14 protein-coding genes are annotated in these 13,532 nt (G+C 71.9%); 7 read left to right on the plus strand and 7 right to left on the minus strand.

The annotated features are described in order from the left end of the window. Window positions 1-14 precede the first annotated feature (14 nt). Both CP980_RS33290 and CP980_RS33295 read right to left on the minus strand, forming a co-directional pair. Window positions 15-833: an inositol monophosphatase family protein gene (locus tag CP980_RS33290; RefSeq protein WP_150529883.1), complete on the minus strand. Its 819-nt coding sequence runs from the start codon at window positions 831-833 to the stop codon at window positions 15-17. Window positions 834-923: 90 nt separating this feature from the next. Continuing rightward, the gene (locus CP980_RS33295; protein ID WP_150530456.1) at window positions 924-2,429 is read right to left on the minus strand and encodes a GMC family oxidoreductase; all 1,506 of its coding nucleotides are present in this window, start codon (window positions 2,427-2,429) and stop codon (window positions 924-926) included. 492 nt (window positions 2,430-2,921) lie between these two features. Here CP980_RS33295 and CP980_RS33300 point away from each other — a divergent pair, with 492 nt between their 5' ends. Together CP980_RS33300 and CP980_RS36460 are read left to right on the plus strand one after the other, a co-directional pair. Next, the gene (locus CP980_RS33300) at window positions 2,922-3,779 is read left to right on the plus strand and encodes a sulfite exporter TauE/SafE family protein (RefSeq protein WP_150529884.1); all 858 of its coding nucleotides are present in this window, start codon (window positions 2,922-2,924) and stop codon (window positions 3,777-3,779) included. A 619-nt stretch (window positions 3,780-4,398) separates the two neighbouring features. Then, window positions 4,399-4,521 carry a hypothetical protein gene (locus tag CP980_RS36460; protein WP_268257425.1) on the plus strand — a complete coding sequence of 41 codons (123 nt, stop codon included), beginning with the start codon at window positions 4,399-4,401 and terminating at the stop codon, window positions 4,519-4,521. Between the two features lie 139 nt (window positions 4,522-4,660). Here CP980_RS36460 and CP980_RS33305 read toward each other — a convergent pair whose 3' ends face one another. Next, on the minus strand, window positions 4,661-5,626 hold the full coding sequence (locus CP980_RS33305) for a TetR/AcrR family transcriptional regulator C-terminal domain-containing protein (protein ID WP_150529885.1): 966 nt from the start codon (window positions 5,624-5,626) through the stop codon (window positions 4,661-4,663). Window positions 5,627-5,792: 166 nt separating this feature from the next. Here CP980_RS33305 and CP980_RS33310 point away from each other — a divergent pair, with 166 nt between their 5' ends. Beyond that, the gene (locus CP980_RS33310) at window positions 5,793-6,902 is read left to right on the plus strand and encodes an FAD-dependent monooxygenase (protein ID WP_150529886.1); all 1,110 of its coding nucleotides are present in this window, start codon (window positions 5,793-5,795) and stop codon (window positions 6,900-6,902) included. Between the two features lie 337 nt (window positions 6,903-7,239). Then, a complete protein-coding gene (locus CP980_RS33315) occupies window positions 7,240-7,440 on the plus strand; it encodes a hypothetical protein (protein WP_132760753.1) in 201 nt (66 codons plus the stop codon). Window positions 7,441-7,476: 36 nt separating this feature from the next. Here the strand turns inward: CP980_RS33315 and CP980_RS33320 are convergent, their stop codons facing one another. Continuing rightward, window positions 7,477-7,734, minus strand: coding sequence for a hypothetical protein (locus tag CP980_RS33320; protein ID WP_150529887.1), 258 nt, complete (start codon window positions 7,732-7,734; stop codon window positions 7,477-7,479). Between the two features lie 469 nt (window positions 7,735-8,203). On the opposite strand from CP980_RS33320, the gene CP980_RS33325 reads away from it, so the two are divergent. After that, the gene (locus tag CP980_RS33325) at window positions 8,204-9,109 is read left to right on the plus strand and encodes an aminotransferase class IV (RefSeq protein ID WP_132760755.1); all 906 of its coding nucleotides are present in this window, start codon (window positions 8,204-8,206) and stop codon (window positions 9,107-9,109) included. Here the strand turns inward: CP980_RS33325 and CP980_RS33330 are convergent. The 3 genes from CP980_RS33330 to CP980_RS33340 form a co-directional block, all read right to left on the minus strand. Then, window positions 9,078-9,374 (minus strand): hypothetical protein, encoded by a 297-nt coding sequence (locus CP980_RS33330; protein ID WP_150529888.1) that lies wholly within the window; start codon window positions 9,372-9,374, stop codon window positions 9,078-9,080. The two genes, CP980_RS33325 and CP980_RS33330, sit on opposite strands and share 32 nt — an antisense overlap. Before the next feature lie 120 nt (window positions 9,375-9,494). Further along, a complete protein-coding gene (locus CP980_RS33335) occupies window positions 9,495-10,319 on the minus strand; it encodes a DODA-type extradiol aromatic ring-opening family dioxygenase (protein ID WP_150529889.1) in 825 nt (274 codons plus the stop codon). After that, on the minus strand, window positions 10,312-11,445 hold the full coding sequence (locus tag CP980_RS33340; protein ID WP_150529890.1) for a Gfo/Idh/MocA family protein: 1,134 nt from the start codon (window positions 11,443-11,445) through the stop codon (window positions 10,312-10,314). Before CP980_RS33340 ends, CP980_RS33335 begins: the two co-directional genes overlap by 8 nt. Before the next feature lie 327 nt (window positions 11,446-11,772). Here CP980_RS33340 and CP980_RS33345 point away from each other — a divergent pair, with 327 nt between their 5' ends. After that, a complete protein-coding gene (locus tag CP980_RS33345) occupies window positions 11,773-12,588 on the plus strand; it encodes a transketolase (protein ID WP_229907116.1) in 816 nt (271 codons plus the stop codon). Then, on the plus strand, window positions 12,585-13,532 hold the full coding sequence (locus CP980_RS33350) for a transketolase C-terminal domain-containing protein (RefSeq protein WP_150529891.1): 948 nt from the start codon (window positions 12,585-12,587) through the stop codon (window positions 13,530-13,532). The genes CP980_RS33345 and CP980_RS33350 overlap by 4 nt, the downstream gene beginning before the upstream one ends.

Raw genomic sequence — 13,532 nt, forward strand, 5'->3', positions numbered from 1 at the left:
TGCGGGGTGCGGGGTCAGCGGGAGAGTGTGGCCACGGCCTGGGTGTGCAGGGCGGGGGCGGCGGCCAGGAAACTGTCGCTCTGCGGGGTCCAGGGACGGCCCTGGGCGTCGGAGATCCGCCCGCCGGCCTCGGTGACCAGCAGCGCGCCGGGCAGCAGATCGGCGCGGGCGCCGGCGAACTGCCAGAACGCGTCGATCCGCCCGGCGGCCACGTTCACCAGGTGCAAGGTCGCAGGCACGGCGGTGCGCACGACCAGCGCGTCGAAGAGCATCGCCGTGATCGAGGAACCGACCCGCCGCACCACCGCCTCGTCCTCGTCCGGCCGGGCCTGGCTGGTGGCCACGATCCCCAGACCCAGCTCCGCGGTCGGCGACACGTGCAGCGGACGGCCGTCCACGAAGGCACCCCCACCGGCGAGCGCGGTATAGGTCTCACCGGTCAAGGGCAGGTGGACCACCGTCAGCACCGGCCGGTTCTCCCGCACCAAAGTGGCCGTCACCGCCCACTCCGCAAGAGCATGCAGATGATTGACGTTGCCCTCCGCCGGATCCACCACCCACCACTCACCCGCCGGCAACGCCCCACCGCCCAGCTCGTCCTCCACCCAGCGGGCATGGGGACGCAAAACCGTCAGAGCAGGACGCAAGACGTCCAGAGCCGCCTCGTCATTCGCCGCGAGCGCCCCCATCAGCTCCTCACGGGACTCATAACGCACCACCTCCCCGAAACGCTCACGCAGCACCGCACCAGCGGCACGCACGGCGATCTCGGTCTGGTCGAGCAGGTCGGCATCGGAGGTGACGACGTCGGGGGTCTGAAGCGTTTCGGACATGGCGGTACTCCGGTGTGAGGTGGGGGCGATGGGGCCGCTCGGGCCCGAGGATGAAGCGCGTGGCGGGAGCGCCGTGGGGCGGACGAAGGCTCAGTCGAGCAGTTCGGCAGCCCGTTCGGCGATGGCGTAGACGGTCGCGTTGGTGTTGGCCGAGGGGATGGACGGCATCACCGAGGCATCGGCGACCCGCAGCCCGGCGATCCCATGTACGCGAAGGTTGGCCGGGTCGACGACGGCATCGGCGTCGGTTCCCATGCGGCAGGTGCCGGTGAAGTGGAAGTAGGGGCCGGTGGCCTTGCGGATGAACCCATCCACGGATGCACCGCTCGTCCCGGGGCCCGGCACCGCTTCCTGCTTGCGCCAGTCGGCGAACGCATCCGCCTCGCCGATGCGGCGTGCCACTGCCAGGCCCTTGCGCATGACTTCCAGGTCACGGTCGTCGCTCAGGTAGCCGGGGTCGACGACGGGAGCGCCGGCGGGATCGGCGTCCGCCAGGCGCACGGTGCCGCTGCTGTGCGGAGCCATCGCGGAGAAGGCGATGGTGTAGCCGTTGGCCGGCGGCTGGCCCCACGCCGACGGGAGCGGTGCGGCGACGACGTAGACCTGAAGGTCCGGCCGGGCCGCGGTGGGGTCGCTGTACAGCAGGCCCATCATTTCGGCCGGCGGGTTGGCAGGAAGGAACGGTACGGGCCGGCTGGCCTCGTACACCACACCCGCCATCGGATGGTCCTGCAGATGGGATCCCACTCCCGGCAGGTCGGCGACGACGCCGATGCCGTGTTCGCCGAGGTGTCGTGCCGGGCCGATCCCGGACAGCATCAAGAGGTGCGCGGAACCGATGGCCCCCGCGGTCGATATGACCTCGGCGCTCTCGACGGACAAGTGCTCGCCACCCACGGTGTACTCGACGCCGGTGCAGCGGCCCGCGGTGATGCGCAGCCGGTGCACGGTCGCGTCCGTGACGACGTCCAGGTTCGGCCGGTCGAGGAACGGACGGATGTAGGCGTCGGCCGCGCTCTGGCGGGCGCCGCCGGGCAGATTCATGTCACTCCACCCGAAGCCGGTTTCCAGCCCGCCGCCGATGTCGTCGGCGCGCGTGAACCCGGCTTGCACCGCGGCCTCGACGCCCGCAGTGGCCAGGGGATGGGGTTCCGGTACGGGGGCGACCACGACGGGCCCGTCCGTACCGCGCACGGACGCATCGCGACTGCGAGTGCTCTCGCTGCGGCGGAAATAGGGCAGCAGATCGTCGAAACCCCAGCCCGGAGCGCCGAGTCCGGGCCATTCGTCGTAACCGGAGCGGTGCCCCCGCAGGTGGTAGAGGCCGTTGATGCTCGACGATCCGCCGAGCGCCTTGCCTCGCAGTACGTCAGCGGCCCTGCCCGTACCGGCCTGCACGGTCGAGGCGCTCAGCCAGAGGGACGACGGGTCGAACCCCAGGAACCCCCAAGGAGATGCCATCGCCTCGGTCGCGTCCCGCGCTCCCGCCTCCAGCAACAGCACCCGCACGCCGGGGCGTTCCGAAAGGCGGGAGGCAATCACGCACCCCGCCGTCCCCGCTCCCACAACGACATAGTCATAAGGACTCTGGCCCATCATGTCTCCGCTTCCCACGGCGGCACTGTCCGACCGCCGGGCTTCAGGAAGAGCTCCTCGACGATCAAAGAGCTGTTTGCTTGCAAGTGATGAACGGGCCGAAAGGTTGGGATGGCTCCTCCCTTCAGGTCGGCCCTGCGCCTCGCTCGGCCACCGCCGAACTGGGCGCGCAGAAGGTGTGGAACCGGCTGATCCGCAGCGAGCGGGTTCCAGTGGAACAGGGCTGTCCGGAGGCAGGCCGCGCGCTCCTTGCCCTTGGTGCGTACCCGTCCAGGAACAGCCCGGATTTCCCTTCTGTAGTTGGATCTTAGGAATGCCGGCACGGCACGGACTTGGACCTCCGCGACGTCCGTTCGGAACCTCAGCGCCATACGAGGGGCGAGGCGGTCGGTGCCAGGTGGTGAGCGTCGGATGGATTGCACGTCATGGAGTGCGCACCTGGTGTGTTCCTCCACTGTCCGCACGGTTCAGGGATTGTGCAGACTGCCGGGCATGTCTGCTCTCCCCCTGCCGCCGGTGACGGGCGTGGCCGAAGCCCCGACGGACAAAGGCCTGGCCGCCGCTGCCCGGCTGAGGTCGGTTCCGCTGGCGTTCGGGGCCGGTGCGATGGTCGGCGTGCTCGGCGGCCTGATCGGCCTGGGCGGAGCGGAGTTCCGGCTGCCGCTGCTGATCGGCGTGTTCGGTTTCGCGGCCCTGTCCGCGGTGATCCTCAACAAGGCGTTGAGCCTGGTCGTCGTGGTCACCGCCCTGCCCGCCCGGCTCGCCGCGGTCTCCGTCGGTGACCTCGGCGGGCACTGGTCGATTGCGGTCAATCTGCTGGCCGGCAGCCTCCTCGGCGCCTGGGCAGGGGCTTGCTGGGCGGTACGGATGCGGTCCGCGACCCTCTACAAGGTCCTCGCCGTCCTGATGGTGGGCATGGCCGCCGCGCTGACCCTCGCCCACTCCACCACCGTCGGATCGCTCGACCTGCCGGGGCCGGTCCAGGTGGTGGCCGGCGTGGTCGCCGGGTTCGGGATCGGCGTGGTCGCCGCCATCATGGGCGTCGCGGGCGGGGAGCTCCTGATACCCACGATCGTGTTGCTGTTCGGGGCGGACATCAAGCTCGCCGGGAGCCTGTCGCTGCTCGTGTCCCTGCCCACGATGCTCGTCGCGTTCGCCCGCTACAGCCGCGCCGGAAGCTTCGCCGTCCTCGGCGCCAACCTGCGCTTCGCCGCCCTCATGGCCGCCGGCTCGATCACCGGCGCGCTCCTCGGCGGGATGCTCCTGGGCGTGATTGCGGACCTGGTCCTGATCCCCGCCCTCGCGGTGGTTCTGCTGGTTTCGGCGGTGAAGGTCGCCCGACACGACTGACCGCGTTTCCTGCGGCGGTGGGGCCGGTCACGTGCGTGACTGCGCGCCGGGGGAGTTCCGGGGGAGTGGGGCTTCGTGCGCTCGCCGAGATGCGGGGCGGGCGAGACATGGATCCCCTGTCAAGTGCGTGAGGGCGCTGCTAGAACCAGGCTGCCACCGAGGCGGCGACGGGGTCGGCGTCCGGCTCGCGCAGGGCGTAGAGCGTCTTCGCGCCGACCCATAGGAGGGTCTTGCCGTAGAGGAGGTCGAGGTGCCGGGCGACCGGCGAACTCGTTGTGCGCGGTCGCTGGAGTCGATGGTCACGAGCTGCGGCTCGGCCGGTGCGCGGAGAACGTATCCAGTGGGTTCCAGCGGGCGGGGTCGATCTCCAGAGGACCGGCCGCGTCGAGGTGCGGTGCCGGTGGAGCGACTGCCAGGGGGATCCCAGACATCGAGGTTGCCCGGAAGTGCAACAGCAGGACCTGCCTCACACCAGATGCCCGGGTGTAGGACCCTGCCGCGGGGATCTGCGACGTCGACCCGACCAAGGCATGGCGATCGGTCTACCTAGGATCGACGCTACGCCACAGCCGAGGAAGCCGGCGCGGTCGACCCGCACGCCCTCTGCGGGCGACTCGCCGTGCTCTTCGAGGGCGCCAACGCGCTGGCGGCCTCCCGCAACGACGTGCAGGTGTTCGCGGATGCCCGGCAGGCGGCGCAGGCGCTGCTGGGTATTGCCTTGGGTGCCGCGCCCGGCGGGTGAGGCCTGTACGACGTCGACGACGGCAAGCGGGCGGACCAGCGCACCGACGCCGCAGGCACGGTGCTCGACGGGACCCCCGCCGGGTCGCCGGAGCCCTCAGCTGCGCCTCACCCAGCCCCGTACCGCCCGCGGGTCCCGACTATGCGACGGATTCCCGGCCTTCGATGATGGGGGTCAGGCCGTCGAGGAGCGCCTTGAGGCCGAATTCGAAGAGCCCGTCGAGACGCAGGTCGTAGCCGTTCTCGAAGGATCCGACGACCTTGGCGAAGGTCGGGAAGCGGCCGGATTCCACCAGCCCTCGGAGCGTGGGGGCGTGGCTGTCCATCCACTGGTCTTCCGACTGGCCCGTGACGGCTTCGGCGTGCGCCTCCATTTCGAGGTGCACCGCCAGGCCCTGCACATGGCTGTAGAGCAGTACGTGGATGTCGAACAGTGTCGTGGGGTCGAGACCGTGGCCGTCGAGGGCACCCAGCACCCACTCGCCGTGGACCATGAGGTTGGGCACGAGCAACGGGCGTGTGAGGGAGCTGAGCTGGGCCAGCCACGGGTGTTTGCGGTACAGGCCCCACAGGGTCCGGGCGCCCAACTCGATGCGGGTACGCCAATCCCCGGCGGCGTCCGAGCGGTAGGGCGACTCCTCGCCGAACGCGGCGTCGGCCATGTGCAGGACGAGGTCCTCCTTGCTCGGGACGTACCGGTAGGTCGACATCGGGGCGACGCCCAGCCGCGCCGCGACGCCGCGCATCGAGAGCGCGGCGAGCCCTTCGGCGTCGGCGATGTCGATCGCGGTACGGACGATGCGGTCGAGGCCCAGCTCCTGCTCGGGGTCCGGAGCGGGTGATGGGCGTCTGCGGGCCGGGGTGGCGGGTGCGGTTCCGGCGACGACCGTGCCGATGCGGGGCCGGGCCTCGACAAGTCCCTCCAGGCGCAGGGTGGTCAGGGCCTTGGTGGCGGTGGCGAGGGCGACGCCCCAGTCCGCTGCGATCTGCCGGGTCGAGGGGACCCGGTCCCCGGGGACGAGTTCCCCGTCCGCGATGCTCCGCCGGATCGCGGCGACGATGCGCAGATAGGGCGGGTCGCCCACTGTGCCTGTGGCCTTCGTCACGTCCTGCCGCCTTCCTGTCGTGTACTAGTACAGAGGGTAGCAGCGGCGATGGTCGGGCAGAGGGGTACTGACCTAGTACAGGTTCCGTATTTGGCCAGTTGAGGCGGCTGAGTATACGGCGTACGTTCAGAGCGCGTACACCGTACAAGCGTCAAGGGAGCTTCCCATGCAGACCGTACTCATCTCCGGCGGCGGCATCGCCGGGCCCGTTCTCGCCTACTGGCTGCGCCACCACGGCTTCGCGCCCACCGTCGTCGAACGGGCTCCGGGCCGGCGACCGGGTGGTCAGGCCGTGGACATCCGCGGCGTGGCGCTCGAAGTCGTGGAGCGGATGGGCCTGCTGGAGCGGGCGCGCAGCATGCGGACGCGGATGCGGGGCATGTCGATCCTCGACCCCGACGGCCACGAGGTCGACCGTTCCACCGAGGCGACCTTCAGCAGTGGCCGGCTCGACAGCGAGGACATCGAGGTGCTGCGCGAGGACTTGGTCCGGTTGGTGTACGACCACACGTCCGCAGGCATCGAGTACCTCTTCGGCGACAGCATCACCGCGCTCGACGAGGACGAGAGCGGTGTGCGCGTTGACTTCGCGCACGGACCGTCCCGCACCTTCGACCTCGTGGTCGGGGCCGACGGCCTCCACTCCACGGTCCGGCGCCTGGCCTTCGGTCCGGAGGAGCGGTTCGCCCACCACCTGGGCAGCTACCTGTCGGTCTTCAGCGCGGACAACTTCCTCGGCCTGGACGACTGGCAGATGTGGCTGCGGGACGGCGAGACGGGCTTCGGCATCATGCCCGTACGCGACAACACCGAACTCAGGGTCGCCTTCGGCTTCGCGTCCGCCCCCCTTGACCGCGACCACCGTGACGTCGCCACACTGCGTCAGCTCGTCGTGGACAGGCTCGCGTCGATGCGGTGGGAAGGCCCCCGCCTGGCCGAGGCTGCGCGCAAGGCGCCCGACTTCTACTGCGACGCCATGGCCCAGATCCGGATGGACCAGTGGTCGCGGGGCCGGGTGACCCTGCTCGGGGACGCCGGCTACTGTCCTTCGCCCCTTTCGGGGCAGGGCACCAGCCTGGCGCTCGTGGGCGCCCACGTGCTGGCGGACTGCCTCGCCCGGTCAGGCGGCGACCACCGCACCGCGTATGCCCGCTACGAGCAGCGGATGCGCCCCTTCGTCGCCGCCAACCAGGCCCTGGCCACCGAGAACCCCGGCGGACCCGCCGCGGAGGAATCCGTCGCGCATGCCAAGAACGCGCTCTCCCTGGACAGCTGAGCTCCCGACCCGAACCGGAGGTCACCGCAGGCGGCGGCGGCCCGCCGTGGCGGCTGCCCGGACCGCGCCCGCGTGGTGAACCGCGCCACGCGCAGGCCCGGCACTGGGGCGGCGGGCCCCCGCGCGCGCATACGCCCCACGCGCCCCTCTTTCACCACCGCACGCCGTGTCACGTTGCGTTGCCTACGCCTACTTTGAGCAATGAAAGCTGGTGGGAGCGGGCGAAAGGTGACGGGCGATGCGAGTGACACGGCGTGCGGGGAAGGTTTTGGGGGCGTGTGCGGCGGCCGCGGTCCTGGCGCTGGCAGCTCCCGGTACGGCTCAGGCGGCTCAGGGGGTGCTGTTCATCGATCGCGCGCCGCACCAGGACCCGAGCGGCTGCTTCCCGCTGGGTGACTTCGCCCCGTCAGAAGTGGCCAACCATACGGACGGTGTGGCCTGGGTATGGTCCGGCCCGAACTGTGACGGCCGGGTGACACAGGCGATCCTCCCCGGCCGGATCGCGATCGGGCACGGCATGAGCCTGTTCATCGAGTGAGTGGCCAGCCGGCCGTTCGTGGAGGGGGGGGCGGGCTCAGGCGGGGAGGAAGAACCCGGTGACGTCGGTGAGGGGGTTGCCGCGGCGGACCGCGCTGCTGCCGATGCCGGTCATGAAGGCCTGGCCGTCGGGGCCGACCTGAGCCCAGCGGGCCAGTGAGTGGTCGTGGTGGTCGTGGACACCTTCGATGCGGAAGCGGTGTCCGGGGAACGCCGCGGCGAAGCCGTTCATGTAGGCGTCGAGTGCAGCCGGACCGGCGACCCCGGTTCCCCAGGTCCCGGTGGGTGACGTCATGGGCGACGGGCCGCACCGAGTGCGGGCCCGTCCCACCGCGGGGTCGGCCCAGGCCCTGGTAGAGGGTCAGAGGCTGGATGACCGAGGCCTCGATGCCGATCTCGCCACCGGGTGCGTCCCGGTCGCCGCCTCGAGGTCCCAGACCAGGCTGGTCCGCAGTGTGTGCGTGACCGCGACGGCGTAGCGGACGAGGGCGGGCGTCCGGACGAGGGTCTGGCGCCCGCCCTCCTCGGTGATGTTTCGTTCCGCGGCCGGGTGGCCGCGCGTGGCGCGTCAGCAGCGACGTCAGTGGGTTGAACCGCGCCCACGACATAGATATTGACTAGCGATTGTGACTATCTTGACAGTGATTCGCCGTCAAATCTAGAGTTCGGTCAGGGCTCCCTGTGGGCCCGTGTCCACAGGGTTGCCGATAGGGGTAAATGTGTCTTCCGAATACGGACATTTGATTTGGCGCAACGGCACCTTCATGCCGTGGGAAGAGGCGACGGTCCACATCAGTTCCGTCGGACACGCCTCGGTCTCCGCCGCGTTCGAGGGCGTGCACTCCTACTGGAGCGCCGAGCGGGGCGTCCTGCACGGCTTCCGGCTCCGCGACCACATGCAGCGGCTGCTGGACTCGCTCCGGCTGAGCTGGCTGGAGCCCGAGTTCGACGCGGACGCGCTCGTCGCCGCCACCGTCGAACTGCTCGCCTCGTGGAAGGCCAGCGGCAAGGACCTCTACGTGCGCCCGTGGGGCTTCGCCGCCGGGACGCACAAGGAGCAGATGGTGCCGCGCGGCACTCCGGCCGAGATAGCCATCGAGACCTGGGAGTTCGAGAGCAAGCTCGGCCAGGGGCGTACCTGCACGCTGGCCGTCAGCTCCTGGCCCCGCTTCAACCCGGGTGCCTCTCCGGCGTCGATGAAGGTGTTCTCGAACTACCACAACGGCCGGCTGGGCAATGTCGACGCCCGGGCCCGCGGCGCCGACTGGCCCGTCTTCCTCAACGGCGCCGGGAACGTCACGGAGTCGTCCGGCTCGTGCATCGCCCTGGTCAAGGGCGGCCGGATCATCACCCCGGACCTGGCCAGCGGAGTCCTGGACAGCATCACGCGCAAGACCCTGTTCCAGCTGGCCGAGGAGGAACTCGGCCTGACCGTCGAGGCCCGGCCGGTGGAGCGCACGGAGCTGTACCTCGCCGACGAGATCTTCCTGATGGGCACCGCGGCGGAGGTGCTGCCGGCCGTGGAGGTCGACGGGTTCCGCCTCGGTGACGGCAAGACGGCGGGGGAGGTCACCCGGGCGCTGGAGGCGTGCTACCACGACACGGTCCGCGCCGTCACCGCCAAGCACGACGAGTGGCTCACTCCCGTTCCGGCGGCTCCGGCACGCTGAAGCGCGGCTCGGCCGCCCGGATGCGGGCGGCGTAGAGCGCGGGGTCGAGGCCCAGTACGCGGAAGGCCGCCAGCCGTACGAGCAGCACCGGGTGGGCCCCGCGGCGGTACAGGGCGGCGACGTCGCCCCGGAGCAGCTCGTCCCGCTCGTCGGCGGTCAGCGGGCGGTCCGCGAGCTCCCGTCGCGGGTCCGCCCGCAGCCGTTCCAGGGTTCCCGGCTCGTGCGCGATGTCGTAGCAGAGGCGGTCGATCGCGTGGACGCTCATCAGGGGGTCCTTCCGTCGTTCGTGGTGTGTCCTGTGCGGCTCCGGCACGCGTCGATCGCGTGCCGGAGCCGTTCGCCTCGCCCGCACCGTGCGGGCGAGGCGCGGCCGGCCCGCGGAGGTTCAGGCCGGTCCCCACGCCGCGAAGGCGTGTCCCTCGCCGTGCCGGTGGTCCATGTGGGCGACGGACAGGTCCGCGGCCATCTCGGCGGCGGCGATCCACGGCAGTACCTCGCCGGCGACCGTGCCGGCCTCCTCGATGCGCCGCTCCGTCGTCTGCGCCACCAGCCCGTCCAGGTCCCCGCGGTGCAGCCGGTCGGCGACCGTCCGGGCCCAGCCGGGCCGCGGTACGCCGTACAACTGGTCGGGCAGCATCCGGGGCCCGCCGACCTCCAGGGAGAAGCTGCCGCTGGCGACCACCGCGATGCGGCGGCCCGGCAGGCCCTCCAGGGCGCCCCGCAGCACCCGGCCGAGCCTTCGGCAGCGTTCGGCCGAAGGGCGGGGCGCCACCATGCCGTTGAGGTACACCGGGACGACGGGCAGCCCGCGCCTGTTGAGGAAGTGCAGCGGCACCACGACGGAGTGGTCGACCGAGTGGCCGCGCAGGGCCACCGGGTCGAAGTCCTGGCCCACCAGGCCCCGGTGCAGGGTCGCGCCGACGCCCGCGTCGAGCGCGTACGCGGTGGGGGGGACGCCCGGGACCTCGTCGCTCGGACCCAGCGCGCCGTCCCCGGTGGCAATGGCGAACGTCGGCCACATGTCCGGGGTGAACGTGTTGATGTGGTCGCAGGTCAGGACGATGAGGACGTCCGCGTCCGCCCGTTCGACCACCTCGTCGACCGCCGCGTAGCGCTGTGCCACGTCCGCCCCGGCGGCCGTGTCGGTGCGGGCCAGGGCGGGGAAGCCGGGGGTGTGAGGGACCCCGGCGACCGCGACGATCTCAGCCACGCGCCGTCACCGCGCCCACGGCCGCGGTCCCGGACGGCGCCGCGGCCCCGCTCCCGCCCGCGGACCGTGCCCCGCTCCCGCCCGCGGACGCTGCCCCTCCCTCGGAGCGGGCCGTACGGTACATCTCCCGGAGCAGGCGCAGGGTGTCGAGCCCCGCCGTGCCGTCGGCGGCCATGGTGTGCCGGGGGTCGCGGACGGCGGCGGCGAAGTCGGCGATCTGCCGGCGGTGCGAGATGCCGTAGTAGCCGATTCCGGCGGGCGGGGGTGAGACCTGCCCGCGCACCGTGCCGGCCGCCGCGCGCAGCGCGTCTCCGCCCTCGGCCAGGTGCAGCGTGCCGGGGTGGTCCAGGTCGAAGAGGACCGAGCCGTCGGTGCCGACGAGTTCGATGCGCGTGCGCCAGGTGATGCTGCTCGCGACCGTGACCTGGTACGTCACCAACGCGCCCTGCGGGCCCCGCAGGACGGCCGCCAGGGTGTCCTCCGTCTCCATGCCGCCACGGGGAGCCGTGTGCCCGGTGGCGGCGCCGACCACGGAGAGGCCGCCGGTCAGCCAGCGCGTCACGTCGAGTGCGTGGTAGCCCTGGTTCACCAGGGCGGAGCCGCCCTCGCCGGCGAAGGTGCCGCGCCAGTAGCTCTCGGCGTAGTACGCGTCGTCGCGACCGCACTGGAGGCTGACGGTGCCGGACACGAGGCGTCCGAGCAGGCCTTCGGCGATCCAGTCGCGCACGGCGGTGACGACCGGGTCGTAGCGGTGCTGGGAGACGACCGACAGGACGCGGCCGGCGCGTTCGGCGAGGGCCGTCAGGGCGGCGCCGTCCTCGACGGTCATGGCCAGCGGCTTCTCCACCAGGACGTGCTTGCCCGCGGTGAGCGCAGCGGCGACCAGTTCGTAGTGTCCGGCGTGGTCGACGGCGACGGAGACGCTGTCGACCTCGGGGTCCGCCAAGACCTCGCGCACGTCCGAGGTCACCCGTGGGAGTCCGTACTCCCGGGCCAGGGCGCGCGCCCGGGCCAGGTCGCGGTCGCAGGCCCAGCGCAGTTCGGCGTCCGGCAGCGCGGTGAATCCGTCGACGTGGTTGGGGGCTACGCGGCCGCAGCCCACCACGGCATGGACAAGGGGTTTCACGGAGAACTCCTCGGGTCTCGCGGTTGCCCGCCGGACGGCAGCGCGAATGAAGGGAAAAGGCGCGCGGCGGGCTCTCGACTTCAGTCAATGTCACGCGACTTGTGAATGTCAATGCGTGGACACTTCTCCCGGTCATTCACGAAGGCCAGTTAGTGACTAGGTTAGTGACTGTGCTTGACAAGTAGTCATGAAGCGGCTTGACTCTGCCTCGCCCGGCGTTGGGGCGCCGCCTCGCCGGCCGCCCCGGGGAGCTCCCTCAGCGGATCCCCGCCGGCTGATACGCACCCGACCCACGAGCCGCCCCGTCGCGGCAGACCGGAGGACGTCGTGCTCCACCCGGACGAACTGGCCCGGCGTGCCCGGCAGCGGGTCGTCGAACTGGCCGCACGCAAGGCGGTCCACCTCGGCGCCGCACTGTCCATGACCGACCTGCTCGCCGTCCTCTACACCCGAGGCCTGCGCTACCGCCCGGACCGGCCCGACTGGCCCGACCGGGATCTGCTCGTCCTCAGCAAGGGCCACGGGGCCTACGGCCTGTACGCGGTCCTCGCCGAACTCGGCGTCATCGAGGCCGATCTGGCCACCCTGCCCGGCCATCCCTCCGACTCCGTGCCCGGTGTCGAAGCCGCGACCGGCGCCCTCGGCCACGGACTGTCCCTCGGCTGCGGCATGGCCCTCGGCGCGCGACTGGCCGGCCGGGACCAGCGGGTCGTCGTCGTGACCGGCGACGGCGAGCTCGACGAAGGAAGCAACTGGGAGGCCGCGCAGTTCGCCGCGCACCACCGCCTCGGCAACCTCGTCGCCGTCGTGGACCGCAACCGGCTCCAGCAGGAGGGGGACACCGAGAACGTGAACGCACTCGAACCGCTCGCCGACAAGTGGCGGGCCTTCGGCTGGCGCGTCGCCGAGGCCGACGGGCACGACACGGCCGCGATCACCGACGCCCTGGCCGGACTCCGCTCCGGCGACGGCCCCGCGGTACTGATCGCGCACACCGTCAAGGGCAAGGGCGTCCCCTTCGCCGAGGGCGATCCCGCCTGGCACATGGGCTCGTTGGACGCGCAGCAGCTCCGGACGGCCCTCGCCGCCCTCGCCGCACCCGCCGTCCCCGCCCTGGCGGCCGCCCGAGGTGGCCGGACATGACCACCACTGCACCGCCCACCATGCGCACCGCACTCGCCGCCGCACTCGCCGAGGCGGTGGACGCGGACCCCTCCCTGATCACCCTGGGCGCCGACGGACAGGCCCTGTTCCAGGGCGTCATGGCCCGCCACCCGCGCCGCTACCTCGACGTCGGCATCGCCGAGGCCAACCTCGTCGGGGTCGCCGCCGGACTCGCCCGCAGCGGACTGCGCCCCGTCGCCGCCGCCATGGCCCCGTTCCTCGTCCGCCGCGCCTACGAACAGCTGCGCCTCGACGTGTGCGTGCCCGCACTGCCCGTCGTCCTGCTCGGCGTCGGCGGGGGACTGGGCTACGGACCCCTCGGCCCCACCCACCACGCCACCGACGACATCACGCTCATGTCGGCGCTGCCCCACATGAGCGTGTACTGCCCCGCCGACGCCGCCGACGCCGTGTCCGTCCTGCGCAGCGCGCTGTCGTCGGGCGGTCCCGCGTACGTACGGCTCTCCGCGCGCCAGGACCCGCCGCTGCCCGCCGCGGCGTCCGACGGCGACCCGGGCACACCCCGGCTGCTGCGCGACGGCGACGACGTCCTGCTGCTCGCCACCGGCCGCTGCGTGGCCGAGGCCCTCACCGCGGCCGACGCCCTCGCCGCCGACGGAGTGGACGCCGCCGTGGCCTCCGTGACCACCCTGCACCCCTTCCCCGCAGACGCCGTCCGCGCCCTGACCAGCCGCCGGGCGCTCGTCGTCACCGCCGCGGAGTCCCTGGGCCCCGGCGGCCTGGGGGACCGCACCGCACTGACCCTCGGCCGCGAAGGCCCCCCGTTGGTGCGCCTGGAGACCGACCACCGCTACCCGCCGGTCGCCTCCCACGAAGACCTTCTCCACTTCTACGGCGTGGACAGCCGCGGCATCCGGTCCGCCGTGCTCGGCCGGTTCACCAGGAACACGAGGAAAGCGTGA

This window comes from Streptomyces vinaceus, assembly GCF_008704935.1.
Classification (GTDB): Bacteria; Actinomycetota; Actinomycetes; order Streptomycetales; family Streptomycetaceae; genus Streptomyces; species Streptomyces vinaceus.

What these genes read in the sequence shown, in the direction of transcription:
- CP980_RS33300 (WP_150529884.1), top strand. Translation starts at nt 2,922, where the DNA reads ATGTCTGCTCTCCCCCTGCCGCCGGTGACGGGCGTGGCCGAAGCCCCG.
- CP980_RS33290 (WP_150529883.1), bottom strand. Translation starts at nt 833, where the DNA reads ATGTCCGAAACGCTTCAGACCCCCGACGTCGTCACCTCCGATGCCGAC.
- CP980_RS33295 (WP_150530456.1), bottom strand. Translation starts at nt 2,429, where the DNA reads ATGGGCCAGAGTCCTTATGACTATGTCGTTGTGGGAGCGGGGACGGCG.
- CP980_RS33310 (WP_150529886.1), top strand. Translation starts at nt 5,793, where the DNA reads ATGCAGACCGTACTCATCTCCGGCGGCGGCATCGCCGGGCCCGTTCTC.
- CP980_RS33330 (WP_150529888.1), bottom strand. Translation starts at nt 9,374, where the DNA reads ATGAGCGTCCACGCGATCGACCGCCTCTGCTACGACATCGCGCACGAG.
- CP980_RS33320 (WP_150529887.1), bottom strand. Translation starts at nt 7,734, where the DNA reads ATGACGTCACCCACCGGGACCTGGGGAACCGGGGTCGCCGGTCCGGCT.
- CP980_RS33325 (WP_132760755.1), top strand. Translation starts at nt 8,204, where the DNA reads ATGCCGTGGGAAGAGGCGACGGTCCACATCAGTTCCGTCGGACACGCC.
- CP980_RS33350 (WP_150529891.1), top strand. Translation starts at nt 12,585, where the DNA reads ATGACCACCACTGCACCGCCCACCATGCGCACCGCACTCGCCGCCGCA.